The organism is Stenotrophomonas maltophilia (assembly GCF_047497515.2).
Taxonomy (GTDB): domain Bacteria; phylum Pseudomonadota; class Gammaproteobacteria; order Xanthomonadales; family Xanthomonadaceae; genus Stenotrophomonas.
This window is the reverse complement of the sequence record NZ_JAXAXL020000022.1, coordinates 1-12545: the sequence shown is the minus strand read 5'-3', so window position 1 is coordinate 12545 and position 12545 is coordinate 1. Positions and strand designations below refer to the sequence as shown.

The following is a 12545-nucleotide window of genomic DNA, read 5'->3' as shown; positions in this document are numbered from 1 at the left end:
ACGACTTTGATGATGCCGGCCAGCGGCCGGCACTACCGCTTACAGGCGCTCGCCGGTTTCCGGGCTGAAGAAATGCAGCCCCTGCGGGTGGATCGCCACGCGGATCTGCTCGCCCACCGCGGGCAGCGACTGCGGCGCCACGCGCATGGTCAGCGCATGCTGGCCACTGCTGAGATTGACGAAGATTTCGTTGCCGACCGGCTCGATGCCTTCGATGCGCGCGATGAACGCATGCGCATCATCGGCGGCCGCCGGTTGCAGGTGCTCCGGGCGCACGCCCACCGCGATCGGCTTCTGCAGCCACGCCGGATCGATCGTGGCCTGGCCCAGCGGTGCACGCCATTCGCCGTCGACCACGGTCACGCCACCAGCATCGCCCTGCAGCGTGCCGCGCAGCACGTTCATGGCCGGGCTGCCCAGGAAACCTGCCACGAACAGATTGGCCGGACGGTCGTACAGCGCCATCGGCGTATCGATCTGCTGGATGACGCCATCCTTCAGCACCACGATGCGCTGGCCCAGGGTCATCGCTTCAACCTGGTCATGCGTCACGTAGATCATGGTGGTGCCCAGCTTGCGGTGCAGCTGCGCGATTTCGGTGCGCACGCTGTGGCGCAGCTTGGCGTCGAGGTTGGACAGCGGCTCATCGAGCAGGAACACCGCCGGCTCACGCACCAGCGCGCGGCCCAGCGCAACACGCTGGCGCTGGCCGCCGGACATCGCCTTGGGCAGCTTGTCCATCATCTCGGTCAGGCCCAGCGTCTGCGCTGCCTCGGCGATGCGCTTGTCGATGGTGGCCTTGTCGTGGCCGCGCAGCTTCAGGCCGAAGGCCAGGTTCTCGGCCACGGTCATGTGCGGGTACAGCGCGTAGCTCTGGAACACCATCGCGATGTCGCGATCCTTCGGCGCCACGTCGTTGACCACGCGATCGCCGATGGTCAACGTGCCGCCGCTGATCTCTTCCAGGCCGGCCACCATCCGCAGCAGGGTCGACTTGCCACAGCCGGACGGGCCGACCAACACCATCAGCTCGCCATCGGCGACCTCGAAGGTGGCGTCCTTCACCGCGACCTGGCCGTTGTCATAGACCTTGCGCACACCCTGCAACTGCACTTTTGCCATATCACCTATCCGGTCCGCCCGAAGCCGGGCTGTCTTTTGGGACTGCCTCGGCCCTCCCGATGGCAGCGATGATTGCGCGCTTGCCGCATGACGGCGAGCACTGCAATCGAATACAGTTGCCCATTCTGCCATGTAAACGTTTTCACGTGGCACTATCCGATGATCGGTGCGCACCGATCTGCGTCGGCGGCGGAACGAAGCTTCCGCCGAGGCAGTGGTTTCGAATGGAACGGTCTTCCGGAGCCCCGGGAAACCCACCCCAAGAACCTCGGACAGGCAGTTGCGCGGATGTCCCCCGAACCCAGCCATGAAGCGATTGACAACGATGTCACCCGGATCTGAAACTCGAGCGATGCATGACACCCTCTTCCTGTTCGGTGCCACAGGTGATCTGGCCCAGCGCTACCTGTTCCCTTCGCTGCTTCGCCTGCTTGGCGACGGCCTGCTGCCGGAGGACTTCCGCATCCGCGCACTGGCCCTGTCCGGGCATGACACCGAAGCCTTCCATGACATCCTGCGGCCGCGCCTGCAGCAGGCCATGCCGATGGCCACGCAGGACGACATCGCCCGGCTGCTGCGCCGCATCGACTACCGCTCGGTGGACCTGCGCGACGTCGATTCGGTGGCCGCCGCGGTCGCCGACCTGGTGCACCGCAAGTGCGTCAGCTACCTGGCCATCCCGCCGGGCCTGTACATCTCCACCTGCGAAGGCCTGGCCAAGGGCGGCGCCCTCGCCGCGCCGGCACGGCTGATGCTGGAGAAGCCGATCGGCAGCGACAGCGAAAGCGCCGAAGAGATCATCACCACCATTGGCCAGTGGATCGACGAGGACCGCGTGTTCCGCCTCGACCACTACCTGGGCAAGGCGGCGGTGCAGAACCTGATCGCACTGCGCTTCGGCAACACGCTGCTGGAAGCGGTGTGGAACCGCAACTACATCGAATCGGTGCACATCCTGGTAGCCGAAAGCGAAGGCGTGGATGGCCGCGATGCCTATTACGCCCGTTCCGGCGCGCTGCGTGACATGGTCCAGAGCCACATCCTGCAGTTGCTGTGCATGGTGGCGATGGAGCCGCCGGCCTCGCTGGAAGCCGACCGCATCCGCGACGAGAAGGTCAAGGTGCTGCGCGCCCTGCGTCCGCTCGATGCCAAGCACGCCGCGCGTGACAGCATCCGCGGCCGTTACACCGCCGGCACCATCAACGGCCAGCCGGCCCAGGCCTACCAGCCGCCGGAAGGCAGCGACGTGGAGACCTTCGCCGGCGTCACCGCACACATCGACAACTGGCGCTGGAGCGGCGTGCCGTTCCACCTGGTCACCGGCAAGCGCCTGCCCGAGCGCACGACCCGCGTAGTGGTCACGCTGAAGCCGGTCACCCACTGGCTGTTCGAGCGCCCGCAGCGCGCGCAGGCCGCGCCGAACCGCCTGGTGTTCCAGCTGCAGCCGCAGGAGAACATCGAGCTGGGCCTGATGAGCAGCCTGGCCGGCCCGGAATGGGGCGCGCTGGAACTGCATCCGCTGGAACTGGAACTGTCGGTGCCGACCGGCCTGCACCGCCGCATCGCTTACGAACGCTTGTTCCTGGATGCCTTCAACGGCAATCACACGCTGTTCGTGCGCGATGACGAAGTCCGCGCGGCCTGGGCCTGGATCGACAGCGTCGCCGATGCGTGGAAGGAAGCCAGCCTGCCGCTGGAGCCCTACCCGGCTGGCCAGTGGGGCCCGGGCAACGCAACGGAGTTCCTGCCGCAGGGCGTGGACGCGCCGGACAGCGGAGCCTCGGCATGAGTGGGGGCTCGCAGCCGGTGCTCGTCGCCGACATCGGGGGCACCAACGCCCGTTTCGCACTGGCCGATACCTCGCTGGATGCGCCGCTGCTGAAGGACAGCATCCGCGAATACGCGGTGGCGGAATTCCCGTCGCTGGGCGATGCCGCACGTCATCACCTCGAACAGATCGGTGCCAGCGCGGGCCGTGGCGTGTTCGCAGTGGCGGGCCGTGTCGACGGTGACGAGGCGCGCATCACCAACCACCCGTGGGTGATCTCGCGCAGCCGCACCGCGGCGATGCTCGGCTTCGACGAACTGCACCTGATCAACGACTTCGCCGCGCAGGCGATGGCGATTTCGCTGCTGCAGCCCGATGACGTGATCCAGGTCGGCGGCGCGGCATGGGTACCGGGCAAGCCGGGCCAGCCGCGCAACTATGCGGTGATCGGGCCTGGCACCGGGCTCGGCGTCGGCGGCCTGATCCTGCGTCACGGCCGTTGCTATCCGCTGGAAACCGAAGGCGGCCATGTCAGTTTCCCGCCGGGAACGCCGGAGGAGATCCGCATCCTGGAGATCCTCTCCGAGCAGTTCGGCCGTGTCTCCAACGAGCGGCTGATCTGCGGTCCCGGGCTGGTCAACATCCATCGCGCCGTGTGCGAGATGGCCGGCATCGATCCCGGCCAGCTGCTGCCGGTGGACGTAACCGCCCGTGCGCTGCACGGCGACCCGCAGGCGATGCGCACCGTGGATGTGTTCTGCGCAGTGTTCGGCGCCATCGCCGGTGACCTGGTGCTGACCCAGGGCGCCTGGGACGGCGTGTTCCTGACCGGCGGACTGACCCCGAAAATGCTCGATTCGCTGCAGCATTCCGGGTTCCGCCAGCGCTTCGAGCACAAGGGCCGCTTCTCTTCGATCATGGCACGCGTGCCCTCGCTGGCCGTGATGCACCCCCACGCCGGGCTGCTGGGTGCTGCCGCCTATGCCGCCGATGCCGAACGTGACGCACCAGGAGTTGCCGCATGAGCCCCAGCTTCCACGACGACCGCATCGAGTTCATCCCTCACGGCGATGCCGATGGCTGGATCGAAGCGGTGGCCGCCGAGATCGCGCAGACCCTCAACCATGACATCAACGAAGTGGGCCGCGCCCGCATCCTGCTGTCGGGCGGCACCACGCCGGCGCCGGTCTACCAGGCACTGGCCGAGCTGGACGTGCACTGGGACCGCGTTGAAGTGAGCCTGGCCGACGAACGCTGGCTGTCGCCGCAGGATCGCGACAGCAACGCCTGGCTGGTACGCGAACACCTGCTCAAGCGTGCCGAGGGTGCGCATTTCGACCCGCTGGTGCGCGTGGGCAAGCCGCTGCCGGAATGCGTCTACACCGCCAACCTGCAGGCCCAGCATAGCCAGCCGCCGAGCCTGGTGGCCTTGGGCATGGGCAATGACGGCCACACCGCTTCGCTGTTCCCCGGCTCGAAGGACCTGACCCGCGCGCTGGAAAGCACCCTGCCCTACGCCGCGCTCGATGCCACCGGCTGCCCGGGCGCGAACCAGTGGCCGCTGCGCATCACCCTCACCCCGCACGGCCTGCGCCAGTGCCGGCAGCGCCTGCTGCTGCTGCGCGGCAAGCAGAAACTGCAGGTGCTTCGCCAGGCGCTGGACAGCAACGACGCCCAGCAGTACCCGATCCTCAACGCGATCAACCTGGACGGCGCGCGCCTGCGCGTCCACTGGGCTGATTGATGTCGGCGGCGGCGCGCTGCCGCCGCTTGCCTCTCGCCACCACGAACGCCGGTAGCCAATGAGCCTCCATCCGCAACTGCATGCCATCACTGAGCGCGTCATCCGCCGCAGCGCCGCCTCGCGCGCCGCCTACCTGGCCGGGATCGACGCCGCCCTGCGCGATGGCCCGTTCCGCAGCCGCCTGAGCTGCGGCAACCTCGCCCATGGCTTCGCCGCCTGCGGCGGTACCGACAAGAGCCGCCTGCGCGGCGGCGTGACGCCGAACCTCGGCATCATCACCGCCTACAACGACATGCTGTCGGCGCACCAGCCGTTCGAAACCTATCCCGAGCAGATCCGGCAGATCGCCCGCGAACTGGGCGCTACCGCACAGGTGGCCGGCGCGGTGCCGGCGATGTGTGACGGCGTGACCCAGGGCCGCGGCGGCATGGAACTGTCGCTGTTCTCGCGCGATGTGATCGCGCAGGCGACGGCCATCGGCCTCAGCCATGACATGTTCGACACAACGATCCACCTCGGTGTGTGCGACAAGATCGTGCCGGGCCTGCTGATCGGTGCGCTGGCCTTCGGCCACCTGCCGGCCGTGTTCGTGCCGGCCGGCCCGATGACCCCGGGTATTCCGAACAAGCAGAAGGCTGAAGTGCGCGAGCGCTACGCCGCCGGTGAAGCCACCCGCGAGGAGCTGCTGGAGGCCGAGTCCGCCTCGTACCATGGCGCCGGCACCTGCACCTTCTATGGCACCGCCAATTCCAACCAGGTGTTGCTGGAAGCGATGGGCGTGCAGTTGCCGGGTGCGTCGTTCGTCAACCCGGACACTGCCCTGCGCGATGCGCTCACCCGCGAAGCCACCGAGCGCGCACTGGACATCACCGCGCTGGGCGACGATTTCCGTCCGCTGGGCCGGATCATCGACGAGCGCGCGATCATCAACGCGGTCATCGCACTGATGGCCACCGGCGGCTCGACCAACCACACCATCCACTGGATCGCGGTGGCGCGGGCCGCTGGCATCGTGCTGACCTGGGACGATTTCGATGAGCTGTCGCAGCTGATTCCGCTGCTGGCCCGCGTGTACCCGAACGGCGAAGCCGACGTGAACCGCTTCGCCGCCGCCGGTGGCCCCGCATTCGTGTTCGGCGAACTGATCAAGGCCGGCCTGATGCATGGCGACCTGGTCAGCGTGGCGCGTGGTGGCATGGCCGACTACGCCCGCGAACCGCAGCTGCGCGAGGGCAAGCTGGTCTACCTGCCGGGCCTGGAACGCAGCGCCGATGAAGACGTGGTGCGCGGCGTCGACAACCCGTTCGAAAGCCAGGGTGGCCTGCGCCTGCTGCGCGGCAACCTGGGCAAGTCACTGATCAAGCTGTCGGCGGTGAAGCCGCAGTACCGCAGCATCGAGGCACCGGCGGTGGTGGTCGATGCGCCGCAGGTGCTGAACAAGCTGCACGCCGGCGGCCTGCTGCCCGAGCATTTCGTGGCGGTGGTGCGTTACCAGGGTCCACGTGCCAATGGCATGCCGGAACTGCACTCGCTGGCGCCGCTGCTCGGCCTGCTGCAGAACCAGGGCCGGCGCGTGGCGCTGGTCACCGACGGCCGCTTGTCCGGTGCCTCGGGCAAGATTCCGGCGGCCATCCACGTGACCCCGGAAGCGGCGCGCGGTGGACCGCTGGCGAAGGTCCGCGAGGGCGACATGATCCGCCTGGATGGCGAAGCCGGCACGCTGGAAGTGCTGGTGGATGCTGCCGAATGGGCGGCGCGGTCGTTGGCGCCGAACACGGCTCCGGCGGCGCATGACCTGGGCCGCAATCTGTTTGCGATCAACCGTCGTGTGGTGGGCCCGGCCGACCAGGGCGCGATTTCGATTTCGTGCGGGCCGGCAGCGGCCGATGGTGGGCCGTGGAACTACGACGCCGAATATGAGCTGGGGCACGATGCGGCGGCTGCGGCGGCACCGCATGAGGCGAAGGACGCCTGAGGGTTGAAGAGCGTTGCGGGTTTGTCGCGGCGGTGAGTTTCCTGGCTGAGGGCGCGGTCAGCCCCAGCCGGGACACGCCGTAAACCCATCCATGGGGGCTCGGTCGCGGCATCCATGCCGCTCACGGTCCCGGCTGGGGCTGACCGCGCCCTCCTGACACTCTCCGGCGCATCAATGCCGCGAAGTGATCACTGAAAATCAAATTCAAAAGCAGAAGCAAAGGCAGAAGCAGAGCTATGGGTATCGAACAACATCAGGTGAAGGCGGCGGAGCTGTTGCATGCGGCGGGCATCCTGCCGGTGGTGACGATTCATACGCTGGACCAGGCGCGCGCGGTGAGTGCGGCGCTGCTGGAAGGGGGCTTGCCGGCGATCGAGCTGACCCTGCGTACGCCGGTGGCGATGGAAGCGCTGGCGATGCTCAAGCGCGAACTGCCGGACGTGGTGGTGGGCGCAGGCACGGTGCTGACCGTGCAGCAGATGCAGCAGTCGATCGATGCGGGTGCGGACTTCCTGGTGACCCCGGGTACCCCGCCGGCACTGGCCGATGCGCTGGCCGCCGCCCCGCTGCCGGTGGTGCCGGGCGCGGCGACGCCAACCGAGCTGCTGTCGCTGTATGCGCGCGGTTTCCGCGTATGCAAGCTGTTCCCGGCCACCGCCGTGGGCGGACTGGCGATGATCAAGGGCCTGGCCGGCCCGGTTGCCGATCTCAAGCTGTGCCCGACCGGTGGCATCACTGAAAACACCGCCGCCGAGTACCTCGAGCAGAAGAACGTGGTCTGCATCGGCGGTTCGTGGATGGTGCCGGGCAACTGGATCGCCGACGGCGAATGGGACAAGGTGCGCGCCAGCGCCGCCGATGCGGCGAAGATCATCAAGCGCGTACGCGGTCACTGAGTCCCTGATCGGGGTCAGAGCCCTTTCCCGCCGGGAAAGGGATCCGACCCCCGCGACGGGCAGATCCGGGGTCGGATCCCGTTCCTGTGGAACGGGCTCTGACCCCATCATCCAAGCGCGACCGGACTACAACGGCCGCGCCGGGTCCACCAGCCCGTACTGGCTGGCCATGCGCGCCAGCGCGATGTTGTCGTGGATTCCCATTTTTTCGAACAACCGCGCCTTGTGGGTGTTCACCGTCTTCGCACTCAGGCTCAGGCGCCGCGCGATGTCTTCCTGGCGCAGGCCCTGGGTCAGCAGCAGCGCCACTTCCAGCTCACGCGGCGACAGGCTGTCGAACGGCGAGCCGTTGCCTTCCACCGTCGACAGCGCCAGGTTCTGCGCAATGCTGGTACCCAGGTAGCGACGACCGGCCGCCACGTCGCGCACCGCACGCAGCAGCTCCTGCGCATCGCAGCCCTTGCCGATGTAGCCGGCGGCACCCGCTTCAAGCAGGCGCTTCGGCAACGGGCCATCCTCCAGCACCGACACGATCACCACGCGGATGTTGCGGTGACTGCGGACGATGCGCTCGGTTACTTCCATGCCACTCACGCCCGGCAGGTGCAGGTCGCACAGCACCACGTCCGGCAGCAGCTGGCGGACGTCGCGCAGCGCATCCTCACCGGTCTCGGCTTCGCCCACCACCTCGATGTCGGTTTCTCCCGACAGAATCATCTTCATCCCGGTGCGGACCAGTGCGTGGTCATCCACCAGGTAGACTCGAATCGTCATTCACGTACCTCTTCGAATGCGGCCAATGCAGGTCAAGCTAGGCAGAGTGCCGAAACCCTGCAAGCGCGTCCGGCATGCGGCGCTGGCGATCTGCCTTGCGCATCACATAACCACGCGTTGTGCTTGCCCCCTGTCTTGCAGAACCTGCTGCAACGAAACAACTCATCTATCACGTAGACGTCCCCGAAGGGCCATCCACGTCAATCCCCCTGTGGTGATGCTTCGCTGGCCGTCGCTGGCGGCGAGTCGTGACGTCGCCACGGATGACGGCGACTGAACATGACCAGATAGCACCCTACCACCCAAACCAGCGCGGCACACCATCCAGCCAGGATGTCGGAGGGGTAATGCACCCCCAGATAGACCCGCGACACGCTGACCAGCAAGCTGAACGACGGTGCCAGCAGCAGCACCGGCCAGCGCCAGCGGGTGTTCCAGGCCAGCAGTACCAGGGTCACCGCCAGGGTCATCGAGCCCATCGCGTGGCCACTGGGGAAGCTGAACGTCGATTCCGGCGCGATCGATTCCCACAGGCTGGGCCGCTGGCGCTGGAAGAAGTGCTTGCTGCCCATGTTCAGCAGCGCTGAACCGACGAAACTGATCGCCACGAAGGTCGCCTCGCGCCAGCGCCGATACCCCAGCAGCACGCCGATGATCAGCACGTCGGCCGGGATCAGGAACCACTCGTAGCCCAGTTTGGAGATGAGCACGAAGAAGCGGTCCAGCAGCGGCGAATGCAGGCCATGCATCTGCCACAGCAGCGGCGCGTCGAAATGGAACGATTCAAACTCGTGCACTTCGTCGGCCAACGCGACGAAACCGGCCAGCGGCAGCAGCACGCCGCCGAACAGCAGGACCAGGCGCCAGGCATTGCGCCCCATCCAGTGGCGGAAACCGGAGGCGGACTCCGGTGCAGCGAGAATCGCAGGCCTACCCGGCGCTTCGGACATAGTTGTGTTCGACGTAATCGTCGATCAGGGCGACGAACTCCTGGGCGATGTTGTCGCCACGCAGGGTCACTTTCTTCTCGCCATCGACGAAGACCGGCGCCGCCGGCGTCTCACCAGTGCCCGGCAGCGAGATGCCGATGTTGGCATGCCGCGACTCACCCGGCCCATTGACGATGCAGCCCATCACCGCCAGGGTCATGTTCTCCGCCCCCGGGTGGTGGATCTTCCAGAGCGGCATCTTCTCGCGCACGTGGTTCTGCACCACCTTGGCCAGTTCCTGGAAGAATTCGGACGTGGTACGCCCGCAGCCCGGGCAGGCCGTGACCAACGGGGTGAAGGCACGCTGGCCAGTGGTCTGCAGCAGTTCCTGGGCGACGATCACTTCCTGCGTACGCGACTGGCCCGGCTCCGGGGTCAGCGAGATGCGGATGGTGTCACCGATGCCTTCCTGCAGCAGCACGCTCAGCGCCGCCGACGAGGCGACGATGCCCTTGCTGCCGATACCGGCCTCGGTCAGGCCCAGGTGCAGGGCAAAATCAGAGCGCTGGGCCAAGTCGCGGTACACCGCGATCAGCTCCTGCACGCCGCTGACCTTGGCCGACAGCACGATGCGATCGCGCGGCAGGCCCAGCTCCACCGCCTGCTCGGCCGAGTCCAGCGCCGAACGGATCAGCGCCTCGCGCAGCACGCGGCCGGCGTCCCTGGGCTGTTCGCGCAGATTGTTCTCGTCCATCAGCTTCGCCGCCAGCGCCTGGTCCAGCGAGCCCCAGTTGGCGCCGATGCGCACCGGCTTGTTGTAGCGGATCGCGAATTCGATCAGCTGGGCGAACTGCAGGTCCTTCTTCTTGCCGAAACCGACGTTGCCCGGGTTGATGCGGTACTTGGCCAGCGCCTCGGCACACGCCGGTTCGGCGGTCAGCAACTGGTGGCCGTTGTAGTGGAAGTCGCCGATCAGCGGCACGTCGATGCCCATCATCGCCAGCTTGTCGACGATGCGCGGGATCGCAGCAGCGGCTTCAACAGTGTTGACGGTCAACCGCACCATTTCCGAACCGGCACGCCACAACTCGGCCACCTGCTTCACGCTGGAGGCGACGTCGGAGGTATCGGTATTGGTCATCGACTGCACCACCACTGGCTTGCCTCCGCCTACGGTGACCCCGCCGATCTGGACGGCATGGGTCTGGCGGCGCGGCCAGGAGGTGGCATCGGAGGGAGGAGTCGGGCGGGTGACGGCGTCGTGCATGGGCGCATTCTACCGCCCGCCCCCGCATTCCGGGTGACTCGCATTCAGCCGGCGGCACGGCTGCGGCCTATTGTCGCAGGCACCGGCGCCCGCGAACGCATACGATGAGCAGGCATGACCGGTCCTGACGCCCCGTTTCTCCGTACCCTGTGCAGCCTGCGCTGGCTTGCCGTGGGCGGCCAGGCCGCCACCATCCTGGTCGCCACCTGGGTGCTGGGCCTGCCGCTGCCGCAGCTGCCGCTGTGGGCCGGCGTGGCGGTGCTGGCCCTGTTCAACGTCTACACCCAGCTGCGCCCCGAAGCGGCCGACACCGCGCCGCTGACCGCCTTCGGCCACATCCTGGTGGATGTGATCATCCTGACCTGGATGGTCGGCTGGAGCGGCGGCATGGCCAATCCGTTCAGTTCGCTGTTCCTGATCCTGATCGCACTGGCCGCTTTCGCGCTGCCGCTGCGCTGGGCGCTGGCGGTGGCACTGGCCTGCCTGCTCGGCTACGCCAGCAGCGGCATCTTCGGGCAACCCCTGCCGGACGGTTATTTTCGCGCTCAGGACCTCAACCGCTGGGGCGTGGTGGCCAACTTCCTGATCTCCGCCGCGGTGGTGCTGGCGTTCTCGACCCGCCTGGCGCTGGCATTGCGCCAGCGCGAACTGGAACTGTCGGCGCTGCGCGAGCGCTTCGCCCGCAACGAGGGCATCGTCGCCCTGGCCACCCATGCCGCCTCGGTGGCGCACGAACTGAATACCCCGCTGGCGACCATGACCCTGCTCGCCGACGACGTCGCCGAGCGCAGCGAGGAGCCGGAGGTCCGCGAGGACATGGAAACCCTGCGCGAGCTGCTGGTGCAGTGCCGTGAGCGGGTGCTGGCACTGGCTGCCCCGGCCTCCACCGATGCCCCCGGGCGCAGCCACTCCAGTGCCCAGCAGGTGCTGGAGCAGTGGCGCCTGGTGCGACCGACCATCGACCTGCACCGTAACGACGACGCACCGCTGCGCTTGCCGCTGGACCCGGGCGTGGGCCACCTGCTGATGGTCCTGCTCAACAATGCCGCCGATGCCGGCGAACAGGCCGGCCGGCCGCGCGTGGACCTGGACCTGCGCATCGAAGGCGACGACCTGATCGGCGAAGTGCGCGACTACGGCCACGGCTTCGACGCCCGTGCCGCCGTGCTGCCGGGCAGGCTGTTCGGCAGCAGCAAAAGCGAGGGCATGGGCGTCGGCCTGGCCCTGTCCCATGCCACCATCGAACGCCTCGACGGCGAGATGTGGATGCGCCCGGCCCAGGGGGCCGGCAGCCGCGTCGGCTTCCGCCTGCCGCTGGCCCCACGCGAGGACACCCCATGAGCCTTCACCACTCCACCCTGGGCCTGCTGGTCGACGACGACGAGCTGTACCTGCGTACCCTGCAACGCAGCCTGGCGCGCAAGGGGCTGGAAACCCAGACCGCCCAGGATGCCGCCAGCGCGCTGGCACTGGCCCGCCAGCATCCGCCAGCGTTCGCGCTGATCGACCTGAAGCTGGGCAGCGATTCGGGCCTGGCCCTGATCCAGCCGCTGCGCGCCCTGCGCGCCGACATGCGGATCCTGCTGGTGACCGGTTACGCCAGCATCGCCACCGCGGTGGAGGCCATCAAACTCGGGGCCGACGACTACCTGCCGAAGCCGGCGACCGTACCGATGATCCTGCGCGCATTGGGCGAGGAAGACGACGGCCCGGCTGACGACGGCGAAATGGAAGTGCCCGACGCGATGACGCCGATCAGCCGCCTGCAATGGGAACACATCCAGCAGGCGATGCACGAAACCGGCGGCAATGTCTCGGCAGCCGCACGCCTGCTCGGCATGCACCGGCGCTCGCTGCAGCGCAAGCTGGCCAAGCGGCCGAGCCCTGAGCGCGACCCTAGCCGGTGACGGGGTAGTGCCGGCCGCTGGCCGGCAATCCCATCAACCGCGGCATGATCTCCTGGATGCCGGCCAGCGGCCGGCACTACCAGAGCGTCAGCGCTTCAGCTGCGCCAGGATCTCGCGGGTCATCGGATCTGCTTGCCCAGTTCAACACCGAACCCGGGCCGGT

At 67.7% G+C, this 12545-nt stretch carries 11 protein-coding genes; 7 read left to right on the top strand and 4 right to left on the bottom strand.

Going from position 1 to position 12545, the window contains the following annotated elements; translation table 11 throughout:
- Positions 1–39: 39 nt before the first annotated feature.
- Positions 40–1122 carry an ABC transporter ATP-binding protein gene (locus tag ACMZPQ_RS20665; protein WP_197583617.1) on the bottom strand — a complete coding sequence of 361 codons (1083 nt, stop codon included), beginning with the start codon at positions 1120–1122 and terminating at the stop codon, positions 40–42.
- Between the two features lie 352 nt (positions 1123–1474).
- On the opposite strand from ACMZPQ_RS20665, the gene zwf reads away from it, so the two are divergent.
- The 5 genes from zwf to eda all read left to right on the top strand — a co-directional run bounded on the left by zwf (position 1475) and on the right by eda (position 7505).
- Complete coding sequence (zwf, locus tag ACMZPQ_RS20660) at positions 1475–2911, top strand: glucose-6-phosphate dehydrogenase (protein WP_197583618.1); 1437 nt, start codon at positions 1475–1477, stop codon at positions 2909–2911.
- Positions 2908–3915: a glucokinase gene (gene glk, locus ACMZPQ_RS20655; RefSeq protein ID WP_197583620.1), complete on the top strand. Its 1008-nt coding sequence runs from the start codon at positions 2908–2910 to the stop codon at positions 3913–3915. Before zwf ends, glk begins: the two co-directional genes overlap by 4 nt.
- On the top strand, positions 3912–4634 hold the full coding sequence (pgl, locus tag ACMZPQ_RS20650; protein ID WP_197583621.1) for a 6-phosphogluconolactonase: 723 nt from the start codon (positions 3912–3914) through the stop codon (positions 4632–4634). Before glk ends, pgl begins: the two co-directional genes overlap by 4 nt.
- Positions 4635–4692: 58 nt before the next feature.
- A complete protein-coding gene (gene edd, locus ACMZPQ_RS20645; protein ID WP_197583624.1) occupies positions 4693–6609 on the top strand; it encodes a phosphogluconate dehydratase in 1917 nt (638 codons plus the stop codon).
- 236 nt (positions 6610–6845) lie between these two features.
- Complete coding sequence (eda, locus tag ACMZPQ_RS20640) at positions 6846–7505, top strand: bifunctional 4-hydroxy-2-oxoglutarate aldolase/2-dehydro-3-deoxy-phosphogluconate aldolase (protein WP_053449385.1); 660 nt, start codon at positions 6846–6848, stop codon at positions 7503–7505.
- A 126-nt stretch (positions 7506–7631) separates the two neighbouring features.
- Here eda and ACMZPQ_RS20635 read toward each other — a convergent pair whose 3' ends face one another.
- The 3 genes from ACMZPQ_RS20635 to ispG form a co-directional block, all read right to left on the bottom strand.
- Complete coding sequence (locus ACMZPQ_RS20635; RefSeq protein WP_197583625.1) at positions 7632–8279, bottom strand: response regulator; 648 nt, start codon at positions 8277–8279, stop codon at positions 7632–7634.
- Positions 8280–8479: 200 nt separating this feature from the next.
- Positions 8480–9229, bottom strand: a complete 750-nt coding sequence (locus ACMZPQ_RS20630) for a phosphatase PAP2 family protein (protein ID WP_197583626.1) — start codon at positions 9227–9229, stop codon at positions 8480–8482.
- The gene (ispG, locus tag ACMZPQ_RS20625; protein ID WP_414486140.1) at positions 9210–10475 is read right to left on the bottom strand and encodes a flavodoxin-dependent (E)-4-hydroxy-3-methylbut-2-enyl-diphosphate synthase; all 1266 of its coding nucleotides are present in this window, start codon (positions 10473–10475) and stop codon (positions 9210–9212) included. Before ispG ends, ACMZPQ_RS20630 begins: the two co-directional genes overlap by 20 nt.
- 114 nt (positions 10476–10589) lie before the next feature.
- Here ispG and ACMZPQ_RS20620 point away from each other — a divergent pair, with 114 nt between their 5' ends.
- Positions 10590–11816 (top strand): ATP-binding protein, encoded by a 1227-nt coding sequence (locus tag ACMZPQ_RS20620; protein WP_197583630.1) that lies wholly within the window; start codon positions 10590–10592, stop codon positions 11814–11816.
- Positions 11813–12382, top strand: coding sequence for a response regulator transcription factor (locus tag ACMZPQ_RS20615; protein ID WP_012510702.1), 570 nt, complete (start codon positions 11813–11815; stop codon positions 12380–12382). Before ACMZPQ_RS20620 ends, ACMZPQ_RS20615 begins: the two co-directional genes overlap by 4 nt.
- Positions 12383–12545 lie beyond the last annotated feature (163 nt).

Excerpts from the sequence above, each read along its gene's own strand:
- ACMZPQ_RS20665 (WP_197583617.1), bottom strand. The coding sequence starts at position 1,122 with ATGGCAAAAGTGCAGTTGCAGGGTGTGCGCAAGGTCTATGACAACGGC.
- zwf (WP_197583618.1), top strand. The coding sequence starts at position 1,475 with ATGCATGACACCCTCTTCCTGTTCGGTGCCACAGGTGATCTGGCCCAG.
- glk (WP_197583620.1), top strand. The coding sequence starts at position 2,908 with ATGAGTGGGGGCTCGCAGCCGGTGCTCGTCGCCGACATCGGGGGCACC.
- pgl (WP_197583621.1), top strand. The coding sequence starts at position 3,912 with ATGAGCCCCAGCTTCCACGACGACCGCATCGAGTTCATCCCTCACGGC.
- edd (WP_197583624.1), top strand. The coding sequence starts at position 4,693 with ATGAGCCTCCATCCGCAACTGCATGCCATCACTGAGCGCGTCATCCGC.
- eda (WP_053449385.1), top strand. The coding sequence starts at position 6,846 with ATGGGTATCGAACAACATCAGGTGAAGGCGGCGGAGCTGTTGCATGCG.
- ACMZPQ_RS20635 (WP_197583625.1), bottom strand. The coding sequence starts at position 8,279 with ATGACGATTCGAGTCTACCTGGTGGATGACCACGCACTGGTCCGCACC.
- ACMZPQ_RS20630 (WP_197583626.1), bottom strand. The coding sequence starts at position 9,229 with ATGTCCGAAGCGCCGGGTAGGCCTGCGATTCTCGCTGCACCGGAGTCC.
- ispG (WP_414486140.1), bottom strand. The coding sequence starts at position 10,475 with ATGCACGACGCCGTCACCCGCCCGACTCCTCCCTCCGATGCCACCTCC.
- ACMZPQ_RS20620 (WP_197583630.1), top strand. The coding sequence starts at position 10,590 with ATGACCGGTCCTGACGCCCCGTTTCTCCGTACCCTGTGCAGCCTGCGC.
- ACMZPQ_RS20615 (WP_012510702.1), top strand. The coding sequence starts at position 11,813 with ATGAGCCTTCACCACTCCACCCTGGGCCTGCTGGTCGACGACGACGAG.